Raw genomic sequence first — 25,971 nt, 5'->3', positions numbered from 1 at the left:
CCTGCGGACGCCGAGAGCGTCAAACGAGCGTAAACGCCCAACAGTCCATCCGTCCCCTTCAGGACGGAACAGGCTGCCCCGGCCGGCTCTCCTTCAGCCTCGCCGCCGCCGTCATTACCATCGAGGAAGCCCGGGGCCTCAGGGAGAGATGCCGGCGAGGCTGCGGTTGAGCGCGCTGTCGGGGCGGCCGGTGAGATCCTCCCAGGTGCCCTCCTCCACGATGCGTCCGGCCTCGAGGACGGCGATGCTGTCGGCCCTCCGGATGGTGGCGCGGCGGTGGGCGATGACGATGGTCGTGCGGCCCTTCTGGTGCAGCGCGGTGGCGAGTTGGGCGTCGCTCGCGTTGTCCAGGTGGGCGGTGGACTCATCCAGTATCAGGACCCTCGGCCGCACCAGCAGGGCGCGGGCGAGGGCGATGCGTGCCCGCTGGCCTCCGGAGACGGTGGACCCGCGCTCGCCGACCAGGGTGCTCAGCGCGGCGATCCGGTCGACGCCGCACAGGCGGGCCGTCTCGGCGAGGAGGTCGTCGTCGGCCTCGGGGGCGGCAAGCCGCAGGTTCTCGGCGAGGGTGCCGTGGAACAGCGGCGTCTCCTGTCCCACCAGCGCGACAGCGCCACGGAGTTCGGCATCGTCCACGTCCCGTACATCGATGGCTTCCCCGTCGGCGGCCACGAGCTGAACCGTGCCCTCGGACGGGTCCCAGAAACGTGCGATGAGGTGGGCGCAGGTCGACTTGCCGGCACCCGAGGAGCCGACCAGGGCGAGCGTCTTTCCCGCGCGGACGGTCAGTTCGACGCCGTCGAGGACGGGACCGCCACCGTAGTCGAACCCCACCCGGCGCAACCGGACACCCAGGGGGCCGGGGGGAAGCGTGCGGGGCGCGGCGGCCGGCGGGGCGAGTGCGGGAGCCCGGACGGCCGCACCGACGCGTGAGGCTGCCGCGCGCAAGGAGACGGCCTGGCTCAGGGACCGGGCCGACTCCGCGACGGGGCCGAGGACAGCCAGGGCGAGCGCCATCGCCGCCGGAGCCCACGCCCCGTGCAGTCGTCCTGAGGCCATGGACTGTGCCGCCGCGGTCACCACGCCGAGGACGGCCAGCACGATGAGGAGATCGCGGACCGCGGCGGTGACGGCTTCCCACGTGGCCTCGGCGCGCTGGGCTTCGCCGACCTCGCGTCCGCGTCCGGCCAGTCGGTGTCGGCGCCCGGCAAGGGTGCCGAAGGCGAGCAGCTCGCGCAGTCCGTCGACGGTCTCCACCGTGTCGGCGGACAGGGTGGCGACGGCCGTACGGGTGCGGGCGCCCCGCATCGCACGTCCACGCGCGTCGGCGAAGGGAGCGGCTGTGAGCAGGGCCGCGACCGGCAGCACGGCGGCGAGCAGCCACGGTTCCACCGCGGCGAGGACGGTCGCACCGCCGGTGAAGACGGTCCCCGCCGCCAGGAGCTGGGCGGTGGTGTGGGCGTAGAAGAACTCCAGCGCCTCCACATCGGCCATGGCGGTGGCGGCGAGGTCCCCGCTGCGCCGGCCGGCCACGCGGGCGGGCGCGCTGCGGGCCAGTCCGTCGAAGACGCGAACCCGCAGCGCGGCGAGGACCCGGTAGGCCAGATCGTGCGAGAGGTCCATCTCTCGCCAGGTCGTCAGGGCTCGTACGAGGACCAGGGCGACGAGTGCGGTGACGGTTCCGGACGACGGGGCCTTCGACTCGATGACGGCGGTGCCGATGGTGTGGGCGGCCAGCGTGACCAGGGCGACGAGGGAGCCTTGTTCGAGGAGCGCGGCGGCGCAGGTGCGGATCGTCATGGCGCGGTGGCCGGCGAGGGCGGGCAGCAGGGCGCGCAACGATCCCCGTTCGGGCACGCTCGTCCCAGCGGTGACGGTGTCGGTGGCGTCGTGGCTCATGCGGCGTTCTCTCCTCGGTGGATGCGGCCTGCCTCGACGAGTCGGGCGTAGACGCCGCCGGCCTCGACCAGCCGGGCGTGGTCCCCGATGCCGTCCACCCGTCCTTCGTCGAGGACGACGATGTGGTCGGCGTGCCGGACGGCGGCGAGCCGGTGGGCGATCACCAGGACGGTGCGGCCGCCGGCGGCATTCAGTAGTTCGCGGACGATGTCCGCCTCGCGGCGTTCGTCGACCGAGCTCGTCGCCTCGTCGAGGACGAGTACCGGGGCGTCCGCCAGCAGGGCCCGGGCGAGTGCGAGCCGCTGCCGTTGTCCGCCGGACAGAGTGGCGCCGCGTTCACCCAGGACGGTGGCGTAGCCGTCGGGCAGGGCGGCTATCTCGTCGTGGATGCCGGCGATGCGCGCCGCTGCCGTCAGGTCAACGTCCGCGGCCTTCGGACGGGCCATGCGCAGGTTGTCGGCGATGGTGGCATGGAAGAGGTAGGTGTCCTGCGACACCACGGCGACGCCCTGCCGCAGTGCGTCGAGGGAGTACTCGGTGGTGGGGCGCCCGTCGAGGGTGATACGGCCTTCGTCCGGGTCGTGGTGGCGCAGGAGCAGGGCGAGCAGGGTGGACTTGCCCGCGCCGGACGGGCCGACGATGGCGGTGGTTTGTCCCCCCGGTGCGGTGAAGGAGACGCCGTGGAGGACCGGCGCCTGCGCGCCGTCGTAGGCGAACCGCACGTTCTCGAAGCGGAGTTCCGGAGGGTCGGGCCAGTCCGCGGACGCCGTGCCTGTGTCGTGGACCGCGGGTTCGGCGGTCCGCAGCGCCGCGATGCCGTCGGCGGCGGAGACGCCCAGGTATCCGGCATGCCACTCGCGGGCGAGGTCGCGGACCGGCCGGAAGCATTCGGAGGCCAGCAGCAGCGCCAGGTAGGTGCCGGTCGCCGTGGTGGATCCGCTGACGGCGGACCAGCAGGCGAGGAGAGCGGCGGCGGCGGTGCCGCCCTGGATGGCGAGGTCGGTGATGCCGGTGTCGACCAGGGAGACCCGTAGCTTGGCGACGGTCGCTCGGTGCAGCGCCGCCGAGCGCTCCTCCAGACGTGCGCGGGTGCGGCCGACCGCACCGGCGGCCCGTAGGGCGGGCATGCCTTGCAAGGCTTCCAGGTAGTCGGCGCCCAGTCGTTCGTACGTGTCCCAGTGATCCTTGCCGCGGGCGGCGAGGAGGCGGTCCCAGGCGCGCGGGCCGAACAGGGCCAGCAGCAGGGCGGGGACGAGGCCGAGCAGTACCGCCGGTTCCACCACGGCCAGGGCGGCGAGCACCAGGGGCGGCATGGCCACGGTGATCAGGAGCTGGGGCAGGTAGCGGGAGACATAGGCATCGACGCCCTCCACGCCCTCCACGAGGGTGGTGCGGACGGCTCCGGCGCGGGCGGTGGTCAGGTGGGCGGGGCCCAGGCGCCCGAGGTGGGCGAGGAGTTCGTCCCGCAACGCCACCCTGACCTCGGCTCCGGCGCGAGTGGCGGTGCGCCGCTGCCAGGTGCCGAGTCCGGCGCGGGCGACGACGACGGCGAGCACCGCGGCGAGCAGCCACGGCAGTCGCCCCGCCTGGCCGTGGGCGAGGGCGGCGAGGGCGAGGGCCAGGAGCGCCGCCTGCGCCAGGTGGGTGAGGGTGACCGCGCCTTGCAGGAGGGTGGCCGTGAGCAGGGGACGCCGTGCGCGTCGGGCGGCCCGGCGCAGCTCGGGGTGGACGATCATGCGGTGTTCTCCTCGTCGGCGTGAAGGGTGCCGAGGGCCAGTCCGTGGACGATCCAGTCCTGGCCGGGCGCGGCGCCGAGAGCGGCGCCGAGGTCCGCCTGCTGCCAGGAGCCCACGGGCCGGGCGGTCAGTCCGTGTCGGCGGGCCGTGACGTGGGCGAGGTGCACGGCGAACCCGGCCCGCAGGTGGGTGCGGCGGATGTGCGGTGCGTCGGCGTCCGCGGGGCAGCCGCGAGCGAGGAGCACGGCGCCCGCGTCCGCGATCCACGCCTGACCCGCGGCCCAGGCCGCGAGCGTCGAGCGGGCCTCGCCCGCGGCACAGCGGCGCAGTGTCGTGTCGTCCGGAGCCAGTTCCAGCAGGCCGGGCCGTGGGGGGCCGACGGCGGCGCACCACCGCAGGTCGCCGCCGCCCGCGTGCGAGGCGGTGCGGAGGACCGCCCGCAAGGCGTCGGCGTGCGGAGCACCGGGCAGCGGCGGCGGGGTGCTGCGGCGGGACAGCAGGTCACCGGGCGTGGGCGCGCTCGCGGACGGCTGGGCACTCCGGCGGGCTTCGAGGTGGTGCGCCGGGCCGGGTGGGCGGATGTGTACGACGGCGAGGGGGCTCTCGGCCGCTCCGTCCAGACGGAGTTCGGGCTCGCCCCAGCCCAGCGCAGAGGCCGCGAGGAACAGCGCTCCGGCGGCGTGCCCGGTGTCGAGGAGCAGCAGCGGCCAGGCACGGTGACCGTAGTGGGAGACCGTACGGCGCGCGGTGACCGAGAGTTCGGCGGTCACGCCCGGCGGCGTGACCGCGGGTTGCGGGCCGAGGCGGTGGACACGGTGGTGCAGCGGGTCGTAGCCGTATCGGCCGGGCGGCAGGGAGCAGCCGGCGCCGACGACGAGTTCGGTGTCCACCGGGTGCAGCGCGCCGGCGGAGGGGGCCGGGCGCAGCCGTCCCGAGCCGTCCGAGGCGGCGAGGGAGAGGCGAAGCAGGGCCCGCAGGTCGAGCTCGGCCGGGCCGGATTGCGGGATCGGCAGCGGCGGTCCCGGCCAGGCCGGGACCGCCGGGCCCGCGGGTGTGTCGGGGCCGGGACACCGCGCGGAGCGGGCGTTCCGCAGAGCGGTGACGAGGTCCACCGGAGGGTCCTCCCGCGGATGGTCCATACCCCCCGGGCGGCCGCCGGCGACGGGGCGTTCCATGCCTGCTGGTCGGCCTTCCCGGAGGTGTTTCTCATCCCCTGGACGACCGTCGCCAAGGCGTTCCGTGGCCTCGGGGCGGCGGCTCTCGGAGGGGGGATCTCCGTCCATCGGGCGGTCGTGGTCGAGACGTTCCACGGCGGTCCTCACATGTGGGGCGGAGGCGCGAGGGTGAAGTCCTCGGGCGCCTCCGGCGCGGTCGTGCGCCAGCCCCGTCGCACGGCGGCCTCGGCGAGCCGCGGGCAGCCGAAGTAGCCGAAGGCGGCGGGGGCGTTCGGGAGAAGACCGGACACGAGGACCCGGGCCACCCGCAGGGGCGTTTCGGCCACGTCTTCGGTGGTGAGATCGCAGGTCATGAGGCGGTGGCCGCCCGCGTGCAGCGCCCTCTCCAGCCGCTCCCGGCTGCCGGGCTCGACCGAGTCGACGGACACCGTCCCGTGGGCCGGGTCGGTGAACCGGCGGGCCTCGGCCGACATCCGTTCGTCGAGCCACACCTGGACGTGCGCGCCCAGGTCCCGTACGTGTGCGAACTGCTCGCCGCACGCGTCGAGGTACCGACCGTCGGCGCGGTGCTCCAGGTAGAGGCCGCGGGCGAGGAGGCCGGCCTCGACGGCCTGGAAGACCCAGCCGTCGGGGTCGGTCAGGCCCTGCGTGAAGACCCAGGTGTGGACGGCTTCGAGGACCGCCTTGCGGGCGGCTTCGGCCGGGTCGTACTTGCATGCGAAGCCGGCGGCGTAGAGACCGCGTCGGGGGTCGTGGACGAGCGCGGCCATGCACGGGGCGAACTCGGAGGGCATCTCGACGAGGTGGACGTCGAGCGCGGCTCCGGCGAGGTCGTCCATGAGGCCGGGAACGCTGGCCGGGTCGATGCCGCGGGTCGGTCCGTCGAGGTGCCACCACAGTTCCAGGGCGTCGCGTTCGACGATCTCCAGCAGGCCGCGTTCGACCGCGTCGTCGAATCCCTGGCCGGTGGCGATACCCGCGTAGTTGAGGTGGTGGGTCCGGGGCAACTCACGCAGTTCGCCCTGACGCCAGTTGAGGTGGGTGAGGGCGACGGGTGCCCAGACCTCCGTCGTGCCGCCGTCGGGCAGCCGCTCGATGCCACGCGTCCAGAGGGACGGGGTGTCGGCGGTGAAGCGTCGGTAGGGGAACTTCTCCCGGTCGTGCTGCCACGTCGCGTACGAGGGGAGGTCCTCGGGGCCGTAGATCCGCAGGCCTTTCGCCGTCAGTTCGGCGGCGGTGGCGCGCAGCGGGGCGTCGGGGTGGCCGGTCGGCGGCACGCGGTTGCCGCAGTACCGCTCTATCCCTTCGGCTATCGCGGCTATGCGGGCCTGCACGGGGTCGCCGAAGGTGGTGCCGAGGGAGACCCGGTCGGCGGGCCACAGGCCAAGTCTGCGGGCGTCGGATATCTCGGCGGTGTACGCGGTGTAGCGGGGCGGGGCACCGGCGGGGTGTTCCACGGGCTCGACCTCGCGGACGATGCCGCAGACGGGGTCGACGAGTGCTTCCAGCGGCAGCGCCGTCATCGCAGGATCTCCTTGGCGGGGTCGATGGAGTGGGGGCGGGAGGGGAGAACGTGCAGGGTCAGCGACACACTCGTCGGGTCGACGTCTCGCCGTGAGGAGAGCAGCCGGTCGGCCGTGACGGGGTCGGCACCGGTGTGGGGGTTGCGGGCGTGGGCCGGGAAATGGTGCCCGGCGATTTCGAGCCGCAGCCGCGTCCCGGCCGGCAGCCGGCGGGTGAGCCGGCCCAGATCGACGGTGAACTCGCCGTCCTCCGGGTGCTCGCGCCGCACGACGCCGACGGCCAGTCGCTCGGCGAACCCGTCGGGGGTGACGGCGACGAGGCGGACCGCCCAGTCGGCGGACGGGGTGTCGGCGGTGGCCCGCAGCCGTACCCGCACGGCGCCGACGGCGTCGACCGGGCGCGGGAGCGGTGGTGTGGCCAGCAGGCAGCGGTCGGGGGGTCCCGTGGTGGGAACGGTGAGGTCGTCGGAGCGGACGGGGCGGTCGGGGTCGGCGGTGAAGCAGGAGCCGCGCAGCAGCCGCAGCCGCTGCGTGCGCGGTTCACCTTCGGTGCCCGCGGGCAGCCACAGGTCGCTGCCGCCCAGCGCCAGTGCGCCGTGGTGGCCGGGGGCCAGGCCACGGGTCAGGGCGCGGCGGGCCCACCGCGCGTACAGCTCGCCGAGGGCCACCCGGTGGGCGGGGCCGGCGTCGGGTCCGGGCGCGGCGACGAGACCGTGCCCCCAGGGGCCGAGGAGGAGGCGGGCCGAGGGTCCGCCCCACGTGCGCCAGAGGGCGACGGTGTCCTCGGTGAAGTGGTCGTGGTGGCCCCCGACCGCGAGCAGGGGTACGTCGGCGTGCGCAGCCCGGGAGACGAGTCGGCCGCGCTCGCGTCGCTGCCACAGCCCCGCCCAGGAGGGCAGACTTCGGCCCAGCCGCTCGGGAAGGCCGGTGAGGGGCAGATGGGTGAGCAGACCGGGGTCCGCGGCGAGGGCCTGGGCGAGCGCGCCTTCTTCGGAGTCGCGCCGGTCGCCGTGGGCCGCCCACCAGCCGGCGCGGGCCAGCAGCCTTTCCACGCCGGAGGGTTCGCGGGCGGTGTCGGCGGCGCCGAGTGCGGGCACGGCGGCGATGACGGCGTCCGGCCGGACCTCCGCCTCGTCCACGTGGAGGACCAGCACGAGGGCGCATTGGGCGGCATAGGAGGCTCCGACGGCGACGTACCGGCCGTCACTCCACGGCTGTCGCCGAATCCACCGGGCCGTCACCACCCCGTCGGCGGCCTCGCTTTCGTACGGGTGCCACTGCCCCGGCGAGGCGAACCGGCCTCGGACGTCCTGGACGACGGCGGCGAAGCCCCGGCGGGCCCAGCCGCGCGCCTCGGCCAGATGCCGCGTGCGGTCGTAGGGGGTGCGGATGAGGACGGCGGGGAAGGGGCCGGCACCGTCGGGGAGGCACACGTCCGTGGCAAGACCTCCGACGGCCTCGTGGACGGACGTCATCCGTCCTTCTTCGGCATCGGCGTGGCGGCGGGCACCGGCAGGACGGGGTGCTCGGTGACGGTCAGGGTGCGCAGGTCCACGCGCCGGAGTCGGCGCCTGGCCGGGAAGCCGGCCGTGTCGGTGGTGCCGGTGGCCCACCTGCTGAGATCGTCTGCCAGCAGAGCCGCGAGGAGCCCGGCGGCGGGAACGGTGAGCGGGACCGGCGCGCCCGAGGTACGGGGCCCGCGCCAGTAGGCGGCCAGTTCGCGGTGGGCGGGGGTGGCCGCGAGCCGGCGGGCGCGTACGTGGGCGGCGGTGACGTCGCCCGGGGTGGCGGCGAGAGGCTCGACGTACGCCTGCCAGCCCTCGCGGTGGCAGCGGAGCCAGGCGACCTGGTGCTCGGGCAGCCGGTCGGCGGCGTCCCACAGCCCCTCCGGGACAGGGCCGTCGAGGCACCACACGACGGCGGCGGGGTCTCCGTCGAGCAGCTCCTCTATCGGCGCCGTCGCCCCGTCGGGTGCGGTCACAACGGGTGTCGTCCGGGGCTCGGCTCCCAGGGCGGCCAGGTGCGCGGCCAGCGGGCGGGTCAGTACCGGGTCGCCGAGGAGACGGACGTCCCGGCGCTCTGCGGGCCACTGCGGAAGCTGCGGCTCGGCCGCCAGGTAGCCCGCTCCCTCGAAAGCCGCCACGACGCGGTGCAGTTCGCCGTCCGGCGGGGCGGAGTCGGCTCCGGCGAGCACGGAGAGCAGGGTGTCTCCGTCCGCGTCAGGTGTCCTGACGCCGAGGAACTCTCCGTCGGCGGTGCGGACGGCGAGACCCCGCCCGGGCACGGCGACGACTTCGACACCGGGTACGAGACGGCTGCGGGACACGGCGGTCCTCCTGACGGAAAGGGGCTGGCATGGGCGTGGGCCCGCCCGTAAGGCAACGGACGGGCCCACGGTCGAGGGTGTGAGGCCCTCGCTTACTCCTCGTTGTCCTCGAAGGGGTTCTCGACGAGGGCGTTGGAGTGGGTGGCCGAGGCGTGGGCCAGCTGACCCGGGTCGGCGATCGGGGTGAAGATCTGCTCGTTGTCCATGAAGTCTCCTTGTTCGAAAGGGAGATGGGCGTTCGGGTGAGCGCCACGACTCGAACACTAATGGAACTGATTTTCATTTTCTAGAGCGGTAAGAGGGTGATCTGGATAACACACCGGCCAGCCGCCCTCGGGATCCGCACCGACGCGGCCGGCCACCTTCAGCACCTCCGCCAGCAGGCCCGGCGTGACGACCTCCTTCGGCGTGCCGTCCGCCACGACGACGCCTTCGCGCAGGGCGACGATGCGTTCGGCGAACCGGGCGGCGTGCGCCAGGTCGTGCAGCACCATCACCACCGTGAGTCCGCGCTCCTCGCGCAGCCGCACCACCGTCTGCAGCACGTCGAGCTGGTGGTGCAGGTCCAGATAGGTGGTCGGCTCGTCGAGCAGCAGGACGCGGGTGTCCTGGGCGAGCGCCATCGCCAGGCGCACCCGCTGCCGCTCACCCCCGGACAGCGCGTCGACGTCCCGGTCGGCCCACTGCTCCACCCCGACGTCGCGCAGCGCCCGGTACACCACGGGGTCGTCGCCCTCGCGCAGCATGCCCAGCGGGCCACGGGCCGCGTACCGCCCCTGCCGCACCAGGTGCCGGACCGTCATCCCCGGCACCGCGGGGGCCGCCTGGTGCAGCAGCGCCACCCTGGCCGCCGTGGCACGCCGTGACAGGGCGGCGAGGTCGTCCCCGCCGAGCAGCACCCGCCCCCGGTCGGGCCTCAGCAGCCCGGCGGCCAGGCGCAGCAGGGTCGACTTGCCGCATCCGTTGAGACCGATGAGCGCGGTCAGCTCACCCGGCCGGACCGTCAGGTCGACGCCCCGCAGCACGGGTCGTGCGGGGTAGCCGAAGTGGACCCCCTGGACCTGTATCCCCATGGAGTCGGTCATGCTCTGTCCTCCGTCGATTCAGAACGTACGGCCCGGCGCGCGGCGCACGACGGCCAGCAGCAGGGCGGCGCCGAGGCAGGCGGTGAGGGCGCCGACAGGTAGCGTGAGCCGGTCGGCGTCCAGCACCCGGGACAGCAGTCGCGAGGACAGCTGCGCCGCGGCATCCGCCCCGCAGACGACGACCGCTCCCAGCAGGGCGGCCCCGGGTAGACCGACCCGCAGGTCCGCGCCGAAGAGGGTCATGGCCAGGTGCGGGACGAGCAGTCCCACGAAACCGAGCGCTCCGACGGCTGCCACCGCCCCCGCCGTCAGCGCCACCGCGCACAGCAGGGCGAGGGTGCGGGCCGGCCGGGCGGCGAGCCCTGCCGCCTGGGCGATGTCGTCACCGCAGCGCAGCAGGGTCAACGGACCTGCGAGGAGCCACGCCGCCGCTCCCCAGGCCAGTGCCCAGGGCCAGAGGAGGTGCCAGTGCTCCCAGACCCTCCCCTCGGTGGTGCCGACCAGCCACTGCACGACGCTGCCGAGTTCTCCCGGCGCCACGAGCAGCACCATGGCGGTGAGCCCGCCGAGCACCGCCGACACGAGGACTCCGTACACGGCGGTCTGAGCCGGATCGCCACCGGCTCGGCCGGCCAGCAGCCACAGCAGCAGCGCTCCGGCACACCCGCCCGCGCACGCGGCGAGCACCACGGCCAGCGGAGAGTCCCACCCTGCGAGGCCCAGGGCCGTCGCGGTGACAGCCCCCAGGACCGCCCCGGGAGTCACCCCTGTCACCTCGGGCCCGGCGAGCGGGTTGCGCAGCGCGGACTGCAGGATCAGCCCGGCCACGGCGAGGGACGCGCCCGCTCCCAGGGCCACCAGCGTTCTGGGCAGCCGCAGCTGCCAGAAGATGTGCCGTTCCGTCAGGTCGCCGCCACCACCCAGCACGTCCCACACCGCACCCGGGGACATGCCGCGTCCGGCCACCAGTTCCACCCCCGCGCACACGACAGCCAGAGCCGCGAGGGCCGCGAAACGCCGGCTCACCGCGTGCCCTCCGTTCCGGTCATCTGCGCGGGATGCGGCGAGGCGCCGCGCGTCCCGGGCTCATCACGACGCACCTGACCGCGCGGCGGACCGGCGGATCCCCCGCCGCCCCGACCGCCACGGCCCGACCCCATCAGGGCGACCCCGGCCGGAACCCCCAGCAGAGCGGTCCAGGCACCGGCCGGGGTCTCCACAGGAGCCAGCGCCAGCCGGGCGGGGACATCGGCGACCGTCACGACGACGGCACCCCACGCGGCGGACCACGGCAACCAACTCACCGCTCCCCCACCGGGGTTGAACCACCGGGCCAGGTGCGGGGCGAGGAAGCCCACCCACGCGACGGGCCCGCACACAGCCGTGACGGGCGCGATCAGCAGGACGGCTATGGCGAGCGCCGCCAGCCTGGCCCGCTGGACGCGCACGCCCAGCGCCTCGGCGTCCTCGTCGCCCAGCCGCATGACCGAGAGCACCGGCGCACAGAGCACGAGGGCCGGGACGACGACGAGCAGCCACGGCCACAGTCCCTCGACGTCGTCCCAGGTCCGGGCGGAGAGCGACCCCAACAGATAGCGGTAGATGAGCTGGAGGTCGAGCTGGTCCGCCATGACCATCAGGACAAGCAGCGCGGCCTGCAGAGCGGCCGCGATCGCGGCGCCCGTGAGCAGCACCGCGGACGGACTGCGTCCGAGCCCGGCGGCGAGCAGGGTCAGCCCCCCTCCGAGCGCGGCCCCACCGAGGGCCAGCACGGGCTCGACCGCGGCGGGCAGTGACAGGGACAGCACCAAGGGTGCCGCCACGCCCAGCGCCGCCCCGGAGGAGACACCCAGCATCTCCGGCACCGCCAGAGGATTACGGAGCGCTTCCTGGAGCACGAGCCCTGCCGCGCCCAGACAGGATCCGGCGATCAGCGCCAGCACCAGTCGGGGGACGCGGAGTTCGGTGACGACGATCCCGGGGAGCGTGGCCTCCCCGTCCAGCACCGCGCCGGCGAGCCGGTGCGGTGGGACGTAGGGGGTGCCGAAACACAGCGCGCAGACCGAGGCGACCAACAGCACCCCGATCACCAGCAGGGGTTGCCTCCGCGCGCGCGGCGGTGGCTGCCGGGCCCTGCCCGCCAGGTCGTCCGCCGTTACGGGCGCCGAGGAAGGCGTCCTCACCGCAGCGCGGCCGTCGCCTCGTCGAGGACGATGCCCATCGAGCGGGTACCGCGCCCCTTGGCCCACACTTCCGAGTTCACCTCGTGGACGTCACCGTTCTTGACGGCCGGGATCTTGCTCCAGAGGGGGTTCTTCGCCAGCTTCTCCGACAGCTTCCCGTCCCCGCCGCCGAAGCTCATGGTCTCGACGAACAGGACATCAACCCCCTGCGCGAGGATCTCTTCGAGGCTGTAGGTGCCCTCCACACCGCGGGACTTCCACGGGTACTCGGCGATCCTGGGCATCAGGCTGGCCGTCACGTCGGCTTCCGGGGTCGCGACCCCGAAGTTCTCGTCGCTGCCGTAGATGATGAGGGCGGTCTTGTCGCTCGGGGCCTTCTCCGCGTTCGCGAGCTTGGTGCGGAAGGCCCGTTCGGCCTTCTCCCCCTCGGCGGTGCGGCCGGTGAGGGCCGCGGTGTCGCGCAGGTAGCCGACGCTGTCCTCCCACGTCTCGGGCTGCATGGCCCAGAACGTGGTGGCGCCCTTCAGCGCGGGGGCCAGCTTGCCGTGGGTGTCCCCCAGGCCGATGACGAGGTCCGGCTTGTGGGAGAGGATCGCCTCTACTTCCGGGGCGATGAATCCGCCCGGGACGACGGTGACCTTCTTGGCCTGGTCCGCCCCGAGGAAGCGGGGGTGGGCGAGCAGTGCGCTGTTGGTGGCCGTCGGGACGATGCCGAGTTCGGTCAGGATGTCGTCGCAGAGCGCGACCAGGCAGACGATCCGCTCCGGCTGCTTCGCCAGGGAGACCTTGACGCCGTTCACGTCGGTCAACTGCGTGGCCGCCTTGATGGGTTCGACGGTGACCTCGGTCTTCGGGGCCGGCCGCGCCTTGTCGGCCGTCGGCTCCTCCGCGGACGAGCCGCAGCCGACCAGGACAGAACCCACCGCCACCGCAGCGAGCCAACTACGAACGAACTTCGACGGTGCGCGCAACATCGGCGCCCTCGCTTCTTCTCCGGGAACTGGAACGCCCTGAACATACATGATAATCGTTTTCACTAAATAGCCCCTGGAGGACTCATGACCCCTACCGCTTCCGCGCTCCTCGTCTCCGACCACGTGGACGGGGCCGTGCATGTGGCGAGCGTGCCGGACGGCGTGGTCACAGGACGCCTGACAGGGCGCCATCTCTCCGAGCACGCGGGGTTCCTGGCGCTGCCGGGAGGACGGGTGGCATGCGTCGACGACCGCCGGGGGGAACTGCTGGTGCTCGACCCGTTCGGCGAGGAACTCGTGGAACTCGCGGTTCCGGTGGCCGTGCCCGCCGAGCACCTGGCCTGCGATCCGTCCGGTCGCCGAGTCGCCGTCACGACAGGCTTGGGCGAGAACGAGCAACCGTGGTCGGACCTCCTGACAGTGGTCGACCTGGCCACGGGAGAGGCCTCACGCGTACGCACACGCGTCGGCGAACCGGGCGTGACGGTGCTCGGCGGCGGCGACCCGCTCGTCGTACTGCGGCACAGGGAACCGGGCGCGCTGGCGGTCCACCGGTTCGCGGATCTCCTCACGGCCCCGCCCGGCTGCCCGACGGTCGTTCCCCACGCGCTCCTGCCGCTCCCGGACGACGGGCACGGTGACGCACACGACCCCGGCTCCGGGCAGGTGTTCGCCGCCACGAGCAAAGGAGTGCACTCGGCTCACCGGAACGGTGACACCCTCGTGGCCGGGAGGGTGATCCCATGGGAGTCGCCCGCCCGCGGCTGGTACCTCCGTCTCGACACCCGTCGGCGGGCCCTGTGGACCACATTGCGCGGGGGCACTCCGGACCCGCTGCGGTGGCCGGAGTGGACCAACCAGGCATGGCACCACGACCTGGAGACGGGCCGTACGCTCCTCACCGATCTCGGTCCCGGTCTGGTCTTCCGGCTGGCGCTCTCCAGGAGCCACACCGCCTTCACCCGCATCCACCCCGACGGGGACGAACTGGTGCTCATGGGCGCCGACGACACCCTTCGACACATCCCGCTCCCCGCCATGGACGGCGCGCCCCGGCGTGGCGGCACCCCTTGGGAGGGCGTGGAACGCCGTGCGGTGGCGGCCTCTCCGGGCTCCGACTGGGTCGCCATCACCCGCGGCGGTCACGGCGAAGTACACCTGATCGACGCTGAGACGGGCGAGGAGGCGAACCGTCTGCGATGGGACACGCCGCTGCACCACGGCGGCCACGTCGCGCTGCTCAGCCGGAACGACGGCGCCGACGGCGACCCGGTGGGCCGCTGACGCGGCGTCGCCCGCCCGCCCGCAGGATAAATGAGCCGGCCGTTGACGGTCGGGATCGTCAACGGCCGGCTGCGGACCGGCAGCGCCCGCAGGACCGGCAGCACACCCCTCGCAGGGCTCGATCACCCACGCACGGCGCGGCGCGTGACATCCGTCCCGGCCAACCCGGATACACGTCAGCGACTCGTATACGGCAGCAGCGCCATCTCGCGGGCGTTCTTGATGGCGGCGGCGAGCTGTCGCTGCTGCTGGGCACTGACCCGGGTGACGCGACGGCTGCGGATCTTGCCACGGTCGGAGATGAACATCCGCAGCAGGCCGGTGTCCTTGTAGTCGATGTACGTGATCTTGGCGGCGTCGAGCGGGTTGGGGCGGGACTTCATGGGCTTGCGGGGTTCCTGGCGGCGGGCCATGCGAGTGCCCTTCTTGGTCGAGTTGTCCGTGGGTCAGGCGGCGTCGAGGAGGGGGGCGAAGGCTGCCGGAAGGCGCTTCCAGCCGTCCGGACCCGCCGCGTACTCCTCGTCCGTGAGGAGGCAGGATTCGAGGAGCTGCTCCAGGCCGTCGCGGTCCAGGCCCGGCGAGGTGAAGACCAGGTGCTGGCAGCAGTCGCCATGCTCGGGATGCCAGTCCATGGCCGCGGCGGCACGACGCATGGGCGGGACCATCTCCCAGGCGGCGTCGGGCAGGGACGCGAGCCAGGGGCCGGAGTCCTCCCCGCACAGCGCGCCGCCCGCGGCCTCCCATGCGAGCAGCACGACGGGGCCGTAGGCGGGGTGGATGCCGGGCTTTATGGCAGGGATCTCTCTGTGTGCGGTCGGCGGGTGGGGGCTCAGCGCTCTTCGCGGAAGTCGACGTGGCGGCGGGCCATCGGGTCGTACGTGCGCAGGACCAGCCGGTCGGGGTTGTTCCGCCGGTTCTTGTGGGTGACGTACGTGAAGCCGGTGCCCGCGGTGGAACGCAGCTTGATGACCGGGCGGAGTTCGGTGCGTGCCATGAGGTTAGTATATGGGAACGGTTTTCATTACCAAGATGAGTCCCGCAGAGAGAGGCAGGCCGTACCCATGTCCGCCCACTGCCAACTGACCGGCGCCAAGCCCGGCTTCGGCAACACGATCTCCCACTCCCACCGGCGCACCTCGCGCCGCTTCGACCCGAACATCCAGCACAAGCGCTACTGGCTGCCCAGCGAGGGGCGCAACGTCCGCCTGACCCTGAGCGCCAAAGCGATCAAGACGGTGGACGCGATCGGCATCGAGGCAGCCGTGGCTCGGATCCGGGCACGAGGAGTGAAGGTCTGATGGCGAAGCAGAGCAAGATCGCGCAGAACGAGAAGCGCAAGGCGATCGTCGAGCGGTACGCCGCCCGGCGGGCCGAGCTGAAGGAGATCATCCGCCGTGCCTCGTCGACCGCCGAGGAGCGCCGGGCCGCCCAGGAGGAACTGCGCCGACAGCCGCGCGACGCCAGCGCCACCCGGGTCCGCAACCGCGACAGTGTCGACGGCCGCCCCCGCGGCTACCTGCGCAGGTTCGGACTCTCCCGGGTCCGCGCGCGGCAGCAGGCCCACGCCGGCTTCCTCCCCGGGGTGACGAAGTCCTCCTGGTGATGCCCACCGGATGACGTGCGCGCCCCGGCCGAGCACACCCCACCACGAAGATCCGGTGGGGTGTGCTCGGCCGGGGCCGCCGGACCCGGGATGCCCACGACGTCGACCACCCGATCAAGACTCCCGGACATCGGAGGGGGCAGAGGGCGGCCATGAGTACCGACACCCCTGAGGTCCCCGGTCACGTGACCTCGTCCGTCACGGACCGCCGGGGAACCGGCGCGCGACAAACCGAGATCCTGAAGATCCTCGGAGAATCGGGCCGATTCCTCACGGCCCGGCAACTCCACGCGCTGAGCGTGACGCAGGGGTCCGGCACGGGCCTTTCCACGGTCTACCGAATCCTTCGGTCCGCCGACGCCGCCGGCCTGCTCGAGGTCGTGCACGCCCCCTCTGGGAAGGCGTACCGCCTTCTGCCCGAGAGCCACGAACACCGCCTGGAATGTCGCACCTGCGGCGAGGGTGTCCCGTTCGCCTCCGAAGCGCTGGAGGAGTGGCTCGCGGGGCTGGGCGGCCTCTACGGCTTCCGCGACGTGCGGCATGCCTTGAGCGTGACCGGAACCTGCCACGCATGCCAGCAACACACCGAGACATGACGTTCACATCGAAGCAGTTTCACCGAGGGGTCTTCTCCGCATGTTCTTCCATCGCGCGACCGGTACGCCGAAGGGCCTCCTGAGCGTGGTCGCCGGGAACTCACCAGAGATCAGAGGAGGTCTGGTCGAACAGCTGCGGCGAGCGAGCCCGGAGGCCGTGGTCCTCTCCGTATCGATCGAGGGCGGTCCGGCCGGCGGCCATCCGGTGGTCCAGCGTCTGATGACCACCACCGCATCCCGGCTCACGGCTCCGGCCTCCCTGGGTGCGACAGGCGACCCGGTAGTGATCCTGCGTCAGGACCTGGTCGCGCTTCGCCGGGCCACGAAGGACGTCCATGTCGTCCTCGCGCTGCCCGAGCACGTCGATGTCCTCCCGTTTCTGGCCCAGTTGTGGCGGACCCGGATCGGCGCCGACAGCCTGGAGGACCACTACGACGCCGCTCCGGTCCTCGTCGGCGTCGACCCGGCCGTCTTTCTGGCGGACATCGCCTGCGTCCACCGGGCGGTCCGCATGTGGGGCGGCGACGCCCAGGGGGAGCCGCTCACGCCGGCGGAGGCCGCCGCCCGGCAGGTGGAGGCGGCCGACGCCCTCGTCCTGACGGACGCGTCACCGGTGAGCCAGGAACCCGGCCAGGCCGCCGCCGCGCTCATGCGGCACCTCAACGCCCGCGCCGGCATGATCACCCTCGGCCGGATCGCCGCCCGCCAGCCGGCGTCCGGCCGGGTCCTCACCCGCCCACAGGTTCCCGCGCAGGCGCGGGAGGCGTGGGAGGCTCGGCTCGACGCCGTGACCCACCCGTACGCGTACCCCGATACCCACCAGGCCGTTTCCAGTGTCGTCTGGCAGTCCCGACGCCCCCTGCACCCCGAGCGACTCGCCGACGCCCTCGGCGACGTCATGCTCGGCGTACTGCGCAGCCGGGGCCACCTCTGGCTCGCCAGCCGGCCCGACGCCGTCGTCACCTGGCGCTCGGCCGGTGGCCACCTGGAGATCCGCGAGGCCGACCGCTGGCTGGAGGCACCGGCGTCCCCGGCCTGGGAGACCGCGTCACCGCAACGGCGCACGCTGGCCTGCTGGTTCTGGGACGACTACTACGGCGAACGCCGCAACGAGATCGCGTTCACGGGCGCGGGCCTCGACCTGAACCGCATCGCCGGCGCCCTGGACAGCGCGCTGCTGACCGAGAGTGAACTCTCGCTCGGCCCCGAGAGGTGGAGCGCCATGAACGATCCGCTCCTCAGCGAGACCGAAGACCGCTGAGCCATGGGGGGCGTGCACGCGCCCACGCCTGAAGGCACCTCGCCGTTGCGAGGTGCCTTCAGGCTGTCAAAGCCGGGTCGAGCGGTGCCGATGACGTCGGCGAACTCGATCTGATCCATCAGCAGGTCGCTCACCGTCCGCTCGTCCTCCTCATACTGATCGAGGCCGCGCTCGACCAGACCGTCGCCGCCCGCGAGCTCGGGCAGGAAGTTCGCCGCGTCGACGACGGTGACCATCGTGTCCAGGCGGGCCAGATCGCCCAAGGTCGCGCCGTCGTCTTGGCGGGAGATCATCAAGGCCGCCACCGAGGTCGGCCGCGACGTCACCCCGCATCTACGTCCAGCGCGGACAAGCTGCTGTCCACCGTCGAGCCACTGGGCCGGGCCGCAAGGCTCGTGGGCCGGTTGGCGCGAGCCGGGCGTAGGACACCGACCGCCGGTAGGGAAGGCCCCCGCGGGCGAGCGCCGGCGGGGCCGCTTTGACGCATCGTCACATGACGTGGAAGGCGTCAGGCGTACGGATCGAAGGGGATCCCGTCCGGGCTCGCGTAGTCGAGGGCCCCTGGAAGTCGCCGTCATCGATCTTGATGGTGGCCGAACCGAAGTCGGCGCTCATGAGCTTGTCGCGGTATCCGGCTGGATAGCCGTCCCAGCCGATGAGACGCGGGAAGAACCAGTTGCCCGTGGCGTTCTCGGCAGGGTCGTCATTGCTGTTGGCGAAGCGGAAGACGTGACTCCCGATGCCTTCCTTGTGGTACACGATCTTCGGGTGGGTACCGTCGAAGCGGATCGCCGAACGGTCGAGCGTCTGGTACGTGTTGTGCTGGGACGCCGACACGTACTTGACTTCGTTGTTGTTGATCCACACGATGACGTGTTCCCAGTCGTGAGTGTGGCCGAGGGCCGCCGGGCCGAGGGTGATCTGGTCCTTCTCGAAGTAGCTGGCGTACATCACGGCGCACCAGTCGTTGTTGCACTTCGAGCGCGAGTAGGTGTTGGCGTTGGCCAGCTGGGCGTAGTCGTGGCACTTGCCGTTGACGTCGCCGCCGAGCTTGAGGCCGGGGTTGATGGTGCCGTCGGCGCCGATGGCGGCCGTGGCGTAGCAGCCGTCGCCGTCGCCGTCGTAGGCGGGGGAGAAGGTCTGGTCCAGGCCGGGGGCGTTCTGCGGCAGCAGGGTCAGGACGTTCGCGTGGGCAGTCGCCGGGACTGCCACGACGAGCGTCATCGCGCCGACTGCGCCGAGGAGGACCTTGGCGAGTGATCTCAACGTACGCATCTCGACTCCTTGTTGAGCGCGGCTGTCGTCAGCAGTAGAGGTTGTTGCCCGGCGAGACGCCGAGGATCGAGGTGAACCGGTTGTAGGCGTCGACGCGGCTCTGCACCTGGGCGGGGTTCTTGCCGTCGCACTCCAGTGAGCCGTTGATGGAGCGGATGGTCTGGCCGAAGCCGGCCTGGTTGACCATGGCGTTGTGCGGGGTCATGGTGCCGGGGCCGGTCCGGGTGTTCCAGTACCACAGGCCGGTCTTCCAGGCCCCGGCGGCGTCGTTCTGCACCAGCCAGGGGTTGCCCAGCAGGTCCAGGCCGAGCGCGTCACCGGCGGCCTTGTAGTTGAAGTTCCAGGACAGCTGGATCGGGCCGCGGCCGTAGTAGGCGGCCTGACCGGCCGGGCAGCCGTAGGACTGGCTCCAGTCGCAGTAGTGGGGGTAGTTGGCGGTGTTCTGCTCCACGATGTGGACCAGTCCGCCGGTCTCGTGGTTGACGTTGGCGAGGAAGGCCGCGGCCTCCTGCTTCTTCACCGTGTCGCTGCCGGTGTTGGCGAAGGCCGGGTACGCGCTCAGCGCCGCCACCAGGCCGTTGTACGTGTGAAGGAGTTCCGGCTCGGGAACATCTGGTCGAACTGGGCCTCGGTGACCACGAATCCGGACGGCGTGGAGCCGCCACCGCTCGCCGGCGCGGTCCACTTCTGGTTCGCACCGCCGGTGCAGGTCCAGATCTGCAGGCGGGTGCCGTTGGCGGAGTTGTTGCCGGTGACGTCCAGGCACTTGTTGGCGGCCGGGTTCACGATGTCGTTCGCGGAGCTGACCACCCATTGCTGGTTGGAGCCGCCGGAGCAGTCCCACAGCTGGACGGCAGCGCCGTCGGCAGTGCTGCGGTCGACGACGTCCAGACACTTCCCGAGCGCGCGCAGAGTGCCGTCATCCGGGTTGGACCAGATCTGGGCGCCGGTTCCGTTGCAGTCGTAGAGCTGTACGGCGGTGCCGTTGGCGCTGCCCGCGCCCGCCACGTCGACGCACTTGCCGGCGAGCCCGGTGATCGAGCCGTCGGCGGCCTGGGCGGGCGTCGCCGATCCCCTCGCCGCATGGTCCTTCACCCCGAGCACGACAAGCCTGCGGGCCCGCATAGAGCAGCCTCATCCGCAACCCGGACTGGTCAGCCGAGGACCTCTTCGAGGCGCTGGGCGCATTCGAAGTCCATCAACCAGGACAGATGGAAGAGGCCCTGGTTGATGACGCCGGCGTCGGTGCCACGCTTGTACTCGACGATGACCGGCGCGCCGTTTTCATCGATCCCCAAAGTGTCGATCCGACCGCCGTGGACGGGGCCGGTGCTGTACTCGGTCGCCAGGAATCGGACGCCCAGCATCGCGTCCATGTGGGCTTCGACAAGCGCCTGCACGTCCGCCTCGGCCTCAGCAAGACGGGGCGTGACCTCGGTCACGCCACCCTTCGTGTTGAACAGCTTCAGGCCCCACAACACCCCTCCCCGATCTTGATGCGGGAGGGGCAACATCGAACAGCACTCGATTGTTTCCAGCCAGGAAAAGAGAGCCTTCCGGCAGGCCCACCTCACTGCGGAGCGACGCCCATTACGCGGCGCCTCGGCCTCCCTCCGCTGCGTCCCACAGGGGCGCCGCGGTAAGCCCCAGAAGCCCCTGACGGCCTATCAGGGCGGGCGCCAGGCGTGCGTCAAACGAGCGTCACGAGCGTCATTTCAGCGTCAAGATATCGCCCGTAACGCCCACACCGCACATAATGCGCACACACAAAACCGCAGGTCAGGAGCCCTTTGCGGCCGGTTCGAGGATGGCGACACACTCCACGTGATGCGTCATCGGAAAGATGTCGGCTTGAGCGGGTCTCGGAAAGGCCAGGTCAGAGGCCATTTCTCGGCTCACTGTCCCGCCTGCGTGCGCCCAGTGCGTCAAACGAGCGTCATGACGAACAGCCCATCCGTCCCCTTCGGGGCGGAACAGGCTGTGAGGGGCGACGCTGGGCACGGTGGCGTGGGCGAAGGGGGCGTAGCCCGCGGACCAGGAGGGCTCGGAAGTCTCGGAAGTCTCGGAAGTCGGAGGTCTCGGAGGTCACCGTCGATCCATTGTTCCGGGCGCCCTCTGCTGGGCAGGATGTCCGTCTTTCGTGTGCCCGGCACGCTCATGCCGCCCTTCCCTGGCCCACACCGACGATGTCACAGTCAGCTCCGGACAAAACGCACCGGCTCCGCGAGCACAGCGGTAGCGGACTCCGTGTCGGCCAGCCGGGCCGACAGGGTGGCTTCAGCCAGGCGTGGAGGAAGGCCTCGCTGAACTTCAGGCCGCGTAAGGCGCGTTCGTCGACGTCCGGCAGACACAGCCGATCCGTCACGTCCCGCGTCGCGTCGCTCCAGGTGCGCGCGGTGATGTCCTCCCGCAGTCGGATCCAGCGGTCGTTGACGTGCTGCCCCGGCACGGCGACCGTGCCCAGGGTCGCGGCAAGTGTGGCGTTCGTGCGGTGACCCGCCCAGGTCCACCAGCGCAGGTGGCCGCCCGTGTCCTGAATGATCAGGGTGCCTCCTGGGTGCACCCTCTCCAGGTACTCCTCGCGGGCCTGGCGCAGGGCGGCAGCCGCCCGCCCCGTCATCCTCACCGGCGGGTCCTCGCCCAACAGTACCCGGCGTTCGGCGCGCGTCAGCTCATGGGAACCCGCCGGGCCGAACCCGGCACTGCTCCACTTCGCCTTGCCTCCCCCGTCGACGGGCTCGACGAAGCAGCGCCTGCGCCGCCAGTCGATGTAAGTGACCTGCCAGCTCCGCCCGCCCAGCAGCAGCCGGCGCGGACCGTCGATCCGTTCGGTGAGGAGGCTGGGGTCGGTACGGCCGATCTCCGCGCGTCCCGAAGGACTGCTTCTTCTTCTGCATGCTGGGGAGACTCCAAGATTTGGTCAGCGGGAGGGCGCCTACGGAAGTGGGTGCGGGCATCGCCCACGGACCGTCCGTACTCCACCTGCTGCTCCTCACCGCTGGCGCCGTGCTGGGTGCGGTGGCCCTCGGCGCCCTGCCGGCGGCCAGGGCGGCGAGGGCCGCCTGCCGGCGGCCAGGGCGGCGCACCGACGCCTGGCCGACACCCTCAACTCCGCGGTCTGACGGGCCCTCCCCGGCCCGGTGGTGGCAGGCCGGCGTGCATCATTGGCAGGACACCCGGCCCGGGCTCGTCATCCCAGTCCTGCTGTGCCTGTCCGCCACCACCACCGCCTCCGCTGACCCTGCCGCGGCGACGGCCACTGGTCCGCACGCGAGGTCAGGTGCCGGTCGGCTCACTCGCGGCAGTCGCCTGGGCGAAGTTCCACGCATCTCGGACCATCTCGGACAGATCCGAGCGGCACGGCGTCCATCCCAGTCGTTCCCGGGCGCGGGCGGAGGAGGCGACCAGCGTCGCAGGATCACCGGGCCGACGCGGGGCGACGATTTCGGGGAGGGGATGGCCGGTCACCTTGCGCGCCGCGGCAATCACCTCTCGTACGGAGAAGCCGTTGCCGTTGCCGAGATTGCAGACAAGGTGCTCCCCGGGCACGGCGGCGTCGAGAGCGAGCAGATGGGCTTCGGCAAGATCGGCGACATGGATGTAGTCGCGGACGCACGTGCCGTCAGGTGTGGGGTAGTCGTCCCCGTAGATAGAGATCGCCTCGCGCTGGCCCTGTGCGACCTGCAGCACCAGGGGTATGAGGTGCGATTCCGGGTCGTGGCGCTCTCCGCGGGAACCGACCGCGCCGGCGACGTTGAAGTACCGCAGTGACACCGCGGCGAGGCCGTGGGCGGCACTCTCACCGGCGATCATGTGATCCACCGCGAGTTTGGACGCACCGTACGGGTTCACGGGAGCGGTCGGCGTGCTCTCGGAGATCACGCCGGTCGCCGGTTCCCCGTAGACGGCGCAGGTCGAGGAGAAGACGAGCGTGCGCACGCCGGCCTTGCGCATCGCCCGGATCAGGGCGAAGGAACCGAGAACGTTCGTGTCCCAGTATTTCTCCGGGCTGATCATCGATTCGCCGACCTCGGCGACCGCAGCGAGGTGCATCACCACCGTATAAGAGGAATCGAGAACCTTGGCGGCATCCTGAATACGCCCCTCGATGAACTCGGCACCAGCCGGTACGGCCTCGCGGAAACCGGTGGACAGATCGTCCAGTACGGTGACCCGGTATCCGGTCTCGATCAGACGTGCGGCCACGACAGAGCCGATGTAGCCGGCTCCGCCGGTCACCAGGATCCGCCCCAGTACGTTGCTCATGTGCGCGCGTCGCCTCTCTCGTTCTTCCACGGGGGGTAACCCGGACAGCTGCTCGCTCTCGGCCCCTACACTGGGTAGAGGCCGAGTTGCAGCTCATCAGTATCACTGGCGAGCCCGTCCGGAGTGATCGCCGTCAGAGGTGTCCTTCTCCAGCTCGCCTCAAGCTGTGGAACTTACTGGGAAGGGTGTGTCGACGTGACGCGCTATGGCTCTCCGCTGCCGGACAAGCCTTCGCTCGACGGGTTGGAATCGAAGTGGTCGTCGTTCTGGGGTGACGCGGACGTACACCGTTTCACCCGGCCCGGAAGCCGTGACGCCGTATTCTCGATCGACACCCCGCCGCCGACGGTCAGCGGCTCGCTCCATGTCGGCCACGTCTTCAGCTACACCCACACGGACATCATCGCCCGCTTCCAGCGCATGCGCGGCAAGCACGTGTTCTACCCCATGGGCTGGGACGACAACGGGCTGCCCACCGAGCGCCGGGTGCAGAACTACTACGGCGTGCGCTGCGACCCGTCACTCCCGTACGACCCGGAGTTCACCGCCCCCACGCCCGTCACCGAGCGGACGGGCAAGGACAAGAAGGCTCCCGCGGTCAGCATCTCGCGCCAGAACTTCGTCGAGCTGTGCGAGAAGCTCACCGCCGAGGACGAGCTTGTCTTCGAGGAACTGTGGCGCAAACTCGGCCTCTCCGTCGACTGGTCGATGCAGTACACGACCATCGGCAAGGAGGCGCAGCGCGTCGCGCAGGCTTCGTTCCTCCGCCTGGTCAAGCGAGGAGAGGCGTACCAGTCCGAGGCGCCCACGATGTGGGACGTCTCCTTCCGGACCGCGGTGGCCAACGCCGAGGTGGTCGAGAAGGAGCTCTCGGGCGCGTATCACCGTGTGGCGTTCAGGCACGGCACCGACGAAGTGCACATCGAGACGACCCGTCCCGAGCTGCTGCCCGCCTGCGTGGCTCTGGTCGCGCACCCGGACGACGAGCGCTACCAGTCCCTCGTCGGCCAGGAAGTCACGTCGCCCCTGTTCGGCGTTCGCGTGCCGGTCGTCGCCCACCATGCCGCCGACCCCGAGAAGGGCAGCGGCATCGCCATGATCTGCACCTTCGGCGACGCGACCGACGTCATGTGGTGGCGCGAGCTGAAGCTGCCGACGCGCACCGTCATCGGCCGTGACGGCCGGCTCCTGCCGATGGACTTCAGCGAACTGCCGACCGGGGACGCCGCGGCCGCCCAGGGCCTTTACGACCAGATCGTCGGCAAGACGGTGCACAGCGCCCGGGAGATCATCGTCGAGGAGCTGCGCAACACCGGCAGCCTGGTCGGCGAGCCCCGGCCGACCACGCGTGCGGTCAAGTTCTTCGAGAAGGGCGACAAGCCGCTCGAGGTCGTCAGCAGCCGGCAGTGGTTCATCAAGACCATCGAGCACCGCGAGCAGCTGCTCGCCCGCGGCGCCGACATCGACTGGCACCCGGCGCACATGCAGTCGCGGTACAACGACTGGGTCCAGGGGCTGAACATCGACTGGCTGATCAGCAGGCAGCGCTTCTTCGGCGTGCCCTTCCCGCTGTGGTACGCCCTCGATGCGGCCGGACAGCCTGACTACGGGGCCCCGATCCTTCCCGACGAGTCGGTGCTTCCGATCGACCCGTCCAGCGACTGCCCGCCCGGATTCACCGAAGAGCAGCGGGACAAGCCGAACGGCTTCACGGGCGAGCCCGACGTCATGGACACGTGGGCCACCTCGTCGCTGAGCCCTCAGCTGGCCTCCGGCTGGCTGTCCGACCCGGAGCTCTTCAGCCAGGTGTACCCGATGGACCTGCGTCCTCAGGGTCACGACATCATCCGTACGTGGCTGTTCACCACGGTGGTGCGCTCCCACCTCGAGTCGGACACCACTCCGTGGAAGCACGCGGCGCTCTCCGGATGGATCCTCGACCCGGACCGGAAGAAGATGTCCAAGTCCCAGGGGAACGTGGTCACTCCCGGACACCTGCTGGACGAGTACGGCGCCGACGCGGTCCGCTACTGGGCGGCCAGCGGACGCCCCGGGACCGATACCGCGTTCGACCCGCAGCAGATGAAGATCGGCCGGCGCCTGGCCATGAAGTTGCTCAACGCGAGCAAGTTCGTGCTTTCGCTGCCCGCGCCGAGCACGGGGGCGAAGGCAACGGAGCCGCTGGACAAGGCCGTTCTGGCCAAGCTGGCCGCGACGGTCGAGGACGCCACGAAGGCGCTCGAAGGTTTCGACTACACGTCGGCGCTGGACGCCATCGAGCGGTTCTTCTGGTTCTTCTGCGACTACTACGTCGAGCTGGTCAAGGAGCGGTCCTACGGCAAGGGTTCGGAGGAAGGCGCCGAGTCGGCCCGGGTCACGCTCCGGCACACCCTCGACATCATCACCCGGATGTTCGCCCCCGTCCTCCCCTACACGGCGGAGGAGACGTGGTCGTGGACCCACGAGTCGACCGTGCACTTGGCCTCGTGGCCGACGAGCGCGGACCTGTGGGAGGCGGCCTCCGGCACGCGCCCGGAGCTCGCCGACGCCGCCGCTTCAGCCATTGCCGCCATCCGTCGCGCCAAGTCCACCGCCAAGGTCTCGATGCGGGCTGAGGTCGCCCGTGCCGTGGTCCAGGCACCTGCCGCCGTGCTGGACGATGTCCGGCTCGTCGCTTCCGACATCCAGGCGGCCGGGGTCGTGTCCGACCTGGACTTCCAGACCACAGAGGGTGTCGAGCTCACGGTCGACGTCAACCTGGCCTGACCCCCTGAGGTCTCCGCAT

20 protein-coding genes and 6 pseudogenes are annotated in these 25,971 nt (G+C 71.6%); 6 read left to right on the top strand and 20 right to left on the bottom strand.

What is annotated here, in order from left to right; translation table 11 throughout:
- Window positions 1–138: 138 nt before the first annotated feature.
- From ACIQ7Q_RS27505 to ACIQ7Q_RS27455, 11 genes are all read right to left on the bottom strand, one after another.
- Complete coding sequence (locus tag ACIQ7Q_RS27505; protein ID WP_403867559.1) at window positions 139–1,899, bottom strand: ABC transporter ATP-binding protein; 1,761 nt, start codon at window positions 1,897–1,899, stop codon at window positions 139–141.
- Entirely contained in the window at window positions 1,896–3,635 is a 1,740-nt protein-coding gene (locus ACIQ7Q_RS27500; RefSeq protein WP_403867556.1) for an ABC transporter ATP-binding protein/permease, read from the bottom strand. The genes ACIQ7Q_RS27505 and ACIQ7Q_RS27500 overlap by 4 nt, the downstream gene beginning before the upstream one ends.
- Window positions 3,632–4,747: a SagB/ThcOx family dehydrogenase gene (locus ACIQ7Q_RS27495; protein WP_403867553.1), complete on the bottom strand. Its 1,116-nt coding sequence runs from the start codon at window positions 4,745–4,747 to the stop codon at window positions 3,632–3,634. The genes ACIQ7Q_RS27500 and ACIQ7Q_RS27495 overlap by 4 nt, the downstream gene beginning before the upstream one ends.
- Before the next feature lie 206 nt (window positions 4,748–4,953).
- Window positions 4,954–6,333: a YcaO-like family protein gene (locus tag ACIQ7Q_RS27490; protein WP_403867550.1), complete on the bottom strand. Its 1,380-nt coding sequence runs from the start codon at window positions 6,331–6,333 to the stop codon at window positions 4,954–4,956.
- Window positions 6,330–7,808 (bottom strand): CocE/NonD family hydrolase, encoded by a 1,479-nt coding sequence (locus ACIQ7Q_RS27485; protein WP_403867547.1) that lies wholly within the window; start codon window positions 7,806–7,808, stop codon window positions 6,330–6,332. The genes ACIQ7Q_RS27490 and ACIQ7Q_RS27485 overlap by 4 nt, the downstream gene beginning before the upstream one ends.
- The gene (locus ACIQ7Q_RS27480; protein WP_403867544.1) at window positions 7,805–8,659 is read right to left on the bottom strand and encodes a hypothetical protein; all 855 of its coding nucleotides are present in this window, start codon (window positions 8,657–8,659) and stop codon (window positions 7,805–7,807) included. The genes ACIQ7Q_RS27485 and ACIQ7Q_RS27480 overlap by 4 nt, the downstream gene beginning before the upstream one ends.
- A 92-nt stretch (window positions 8,660–8,751) precedes the next feature.
- Window positions 8,752–8,865: a streptamidine family RiPP gene (gene amiA / locus ACIQ7Q_RS27475; protein WP_366331002.1), complete on the bottom strand. Its 114-nt coding sequence runs from the start codon at window positions 8,863–8,865 to the stop codon at window positions 8,752–8,754.
- Between the two features lie 57 nt (window positions 8,866–8,922).
- Window positions 8,923–9,744 (bottom strand): ABC transporter ATP-binding protein, encoded by an 822-nt coding sequence (locus ACIQ7Q_RS27470; RefSeq protein WP_403867540.1) that lies wholly within the window; start codon window positions 9,742–9,744, stop codon window positions 8,923–8,925.
- Between the two features lie 18 nt (window positions 9,745–9,762).
- Window positions 9,763–10,770, bottom strand: coding sequence for a FecCD family ABC transporter permease (locus ACIQ7Q_RS27465; protein WP_403867537.1), 1,008 nt, complete (start codon window positions 10,768–10,770; stop codon window positions 9,763–9,765).
- On the bottom strand, window positions 10,767–11,822 hold the full coding sequence (locus ACIQ7Q_RS27460; protein ID WP_403867746.1) for a FecCD family ABC transporter permease: 1,056 nt from the start codon (window positions 11,820–11,822) through the stop codon (window positions 10,767–10,769). Before ACIQ7Q_RS27460 ends, ACIQ7Q_RS27465 begins: the two co-directional genes overlap by 4 nt.
- A gap of 101 nt (window positions 11,823–11,923) precedes the next feature.
- The gene (locus ACIQ7Q_RS27455; protein WP_403867534.1) at window positions 11,924–12,901 is read right to left on the bottom strand and encodes an ABC transporter substrate-binding protein; all 978 of its coding nucleotides are present in this window, start codon (window positions 12,899–12,901) and stop codon (window positions 11,924–11,926) included.
- Between the two features lie 84 nt (window positions 12,902–12,985).
- Between ACIQ7Q_RS27455 and ACIQ7Q_RS27450 the strand changes: the two genes are divergently transcribed.
- Window positions 12,986–14,185 (top strand): hypothetical protein, encoded by a 1,200-nt coding sequence (locus ACIQ7Q_RS27450; RefSeq protein ID WP_403867531.1) that lies wholly within the window; start codon window positions 12,986–12,988, stop codon window positions 14,183–14,185.
- Window positions 14,186–14,361: 176 nt separating this feature from the next.
- Here the strand turns inward: ACIQ7Q_RS27450 and rpsR are convergent, their stop codons facing one another.
- The 3 genes and pseudogenes from rpsR to rpmG form a co-directional block, all read right to left on the bottom strand.
- On the bottom strand, window positions 14,362–14,598 hold the full coding sequence (gene rpsR / locus ACIQ7Q_RS27445) for a 30S ribosomal protein S18 (protein WP_403867528.1): 237 nt from the start codon (window positions 14,596–14,598) through the stop codon (window positions 14,362–14,364).
- Window positions 14,599–14,631: 33 nt separating this feature from the next.
- Window positions 14,632–14,946, bottom strand: a pseudogene (locus ACIQ7Q_RS27440) (GTP-binding protein); the annotation flags it as partial.
- A gap of 68 nt (window positions 14,947–15,014) precedes the next feature.
- Window positions 15,015–15,179, bottom strand: a complete 165-nt coding sequence (gene rpmG / locus ACIQ7Q_RS27435) for a 50S ribosomal protein L33 (protein WP_403867526.1) — start codon at window positions 15,177–15,179, stop codon at window positions 15,015–15,017.
- Window positions 15,180–15,246: 67 nt separating this feature from the next.
- Between rpmG and rpmB the strand changes: the two genes are divergently transcribed.
- The 4 genes from rpmB to ACIQ7Q_RS27415 all read left to right on the top strand — a co-directional run bounded on the left by rpmB (window position 15,247) and on the right by ACIQ7Q_RS27415 (window position 17,645).
- Window positions 15,247–15,483 carry a 50S ribosomal protein L28 gene (gene rpmB, locus ACIQ7Q_RS27430; protein WP_403867523.1) on the top strand — a complete coding sequence of 79 codons (237 nt, stop codon included), beginning with the start codon at window positions 15,247–15,249 and terminating at the stop codon, window positions 15,481–15,483.
- Entirely contained in the window at window positions 15,483–15,788 is a 306-nt protein-coding gene (gene rpsN, locus ACIQ7Q_RS27425) for a 30S ribosomal protein S14 (RefSeq protein ID WP_403867520.1), read from the top strand. Before rpmB ends, rpsN begins: the two co-directional genes overlap by 1 nt.
- A gap of 152 nt (window positions 15,789–15,940) precedes the next feature.
- Window positions 15,941–16,384: a Fur family transcriptional regulator gene (locus tag ACIQ7Q_RS27420; protein WP_403867517.1), complete on the top strand. Its 444-nt coding sequence runs from the start codon at window positions 15,941–15,943 to the stop codon at window positions 16,382–16,384.
- 40 nt (window positions 16,385–16,424) lie between these two features.
- Window positions 16,425–17,645 (top strand): GTP-binding protein, encoded by a 1,221-nt coding sequence (locus ACIQ7Q_RS27415; protein WP_403867514.1) that lies wholly within the window; start codon window positions 16,425–16,427, stop codon window positions 17,643–17,645.
- Between the two features lie 89 nt (window positions 17,646–17,734).
- On the opposite strand, the pseudogene ACIQ7Q_RS27410 reads toward ACIQ7Q_RS27415, so the two are convergent.
- The 6 genes and pseudogenes from ACIQ7Q_RS27410 to galE all read right to left on the bottom strand — a co-directional run.
- A pseudogene (locus ACIQ7Q_RS27410) lies at window positions 17,735–17,965 on the bottom strand (GTP-binding protein); the annotation flags it as partial.
- Between the two features lie 188 nt (window positions 17,966–18,153).
- A pseudogene (locus ACIQ7Q_RS27405) lies at window positions 18,154–18,920 on the bottom strand (NPP1 family protein).
- A 28-nt stretch (window positions 18,921–18,948) separates the two neighbouring features.
- Window positions 18,949–20,045, bottom strand: a pseudogene (locus tag ACIQ7Q_RS27400) (glycoside hydrolase family 19 protein).
- Between the two features lie 68 nt (window positions 20,046–20,113).
- Window positions 20,114–20,398: pseudogene (locus ACIQ7Q_RS27395) on the bottom strand (transporter); the annotation flags it as partial.
- Window positions 20,399–21,115: 717 nt separating this feature from the next.
- Window positions 21,116–21,795: pseudogene (locus ACIQ7Q_RS27390) on the bottom strand (ATP-dependent helicase); the annotation flags it as partial.
- Window positions 21,796–22,196: 401 nt separating this feature from the next.
- Window positions 22,197–23,186 (bottom strand): UDP-glucose 4-epimerase GalE, encoded by a 990-nt coding sequence (gene galE / locus ACIQ7Q_RS27385; protein ID WP_403867511.1) that lies wholly within the window; start codon window positions 23,184–23,186, stop codon window positions 22,197–22,199.
- Window positions 23,187–23,381: 195 nt separating this feature from the next.
- On the opposite strand from galE, the gene valS reads away from it, so the two are divergent.
- Complete coding sequence (gene valS, locus ACIQ7Q_RS27380) at window positions 23,382–25,952, top strand: valine--tRNA ligase (RefSeq protein ID WP_403867508.1); 2,571 nt, start codon at window positions 23,382–23,384, stop codon at window positions 25,950–25,952.
- The last annotated feature ends 19 nt before the right edge of the window (window positions 25,953–25,971 follow it).

Source organism: Streptomyces sp. NPDC096176, from assembly GCF_044763255.1.
Lineage (GTDB): Bacteria > Actinomycetota > Actinomycetes > Streptomycetales > Streptomycetaceae > Streptomyces.
The sequence above is the reverse complement of the archived record's forward strand: the minus strand, read 5'-3'. Positions and strand labels throughout refer to the sequence as shown.

What these genes read in the sequence shown, in the direction of transcription:
- rpsN (WP_403867520.1), top strand. Translation starts at nt 15,483, where the DNA reads ATGGCGAAGCAGAGCAAGATCGCGCAGAACGAGAAGCGCAAGGCGATC.
- rpmB (WP_403867523.1), top strand. Translation starts at nt 15,247, where the DNA reads ATGTCCGCCCACTGCCAACTGACCGGCGCCAAGCCCGGCTTCGGCAAC.
- ACIQ7Q_RS27470 (WP_403867540.1), bottom strand. Translation starts at nt 9,744, where the DNA reads ATGACCGACTCCATGGGGATACAGGTCCAGGGGGTCCACTTCGGCTAC.
- ACIQ7Q_RS27500 (WP_403867556.1), bottom strand. Translation starts at nt 3,635, where the DNA reads ATGATCGTCCACCCCGAGCTGCGCCGGGCCGCCCGACGCGCACGGCGT.
- ACIQ7Q_RS27490 (WP_403867550.1), bottom strand. Translation starts at nt 6,333, where the DNA reads ATGACGGCGCTGCCGCTGGAAGCACTCGTCGACCCCGTCTGCGGCATC.
- ACIQ7Q_RS27455 (WP_403867534.1), bottom strand. Translation starts at nt 12,901, where the DNA reads ATGTTGCGCGCACCGTCGAAGTTCGTTCGTAGTTGGCTCGCTGCGGTG.
- amiA (WP_366331002.1), bottom strand. Translation starts at nt 8,865, where the DNA reads ATGGACAACGAGCAGATCTTCACCCCGATCGCCGACCCGGGTCAGCTG.
- rpmG (WP_403867526.1), bottom strand. Translation starts at nt 15,179, where the DNA reads ATGGCACGCACCGAACTCCGCCCGGTCATCAAGCTGCGTTCCACCGCG.
- rpsR (WP_403867528.1), bottom strand. Translation starts at nt 14,598, where the DNA reads ATGGCCCGCCGCCAGGAACCCCGCAAGCCCATGAAGTCCCGCCCCAAC.
- galE (WP_403867511.1), bottom strand. Translation starts at nt 23,186, where the DNA reads ATGAGCAACGTACTGGGGCGGATCCTGGTGACCGGCGGAGCCGGCTAC.
- ACIQ7Q_RS27415 (WP_403867514.1), top strand. Translation starts at nt 16,425, where the DNA reads ATGTTCTTCCATCGCGCGACCGGTACGCCGAAGGGCCTCCTGAGCGTG.
- ACIQ7Q_RS27420 (WP_403867517.1), top strand. Translation starts at nt 15,941, where the DNA reads ATGAGTACCGACACCCCTGAGGTCCCCGGTCACGTGACCTCGTCCGTC.
- ACIQ7Q_RS27485 (WP_403867547.1), bottom strand. Translation starts at nt 7,808, where the DNA reads ATGACGTCCGTCCACGAGGCCGTCGGAGGTCTTGCCACGGACGTGTGC.
- ACIQ7Q_RS27450 (WP_403867531.1), top strand. Translation starts at nt 12,986, where the DNA reads ATGACCCCTACCGCTTCCGCGCTCCTCGTCTCCGACCACGTGGACGGG.
- ACIQ7Q_RS27505 (WP_403867559.1), bottom strand. Translation starts at nt 1,899, where the DNA reads ATGAGCCACGACGCCACCGACACCGTCACCGCTGGGACGAGCGTGCCC.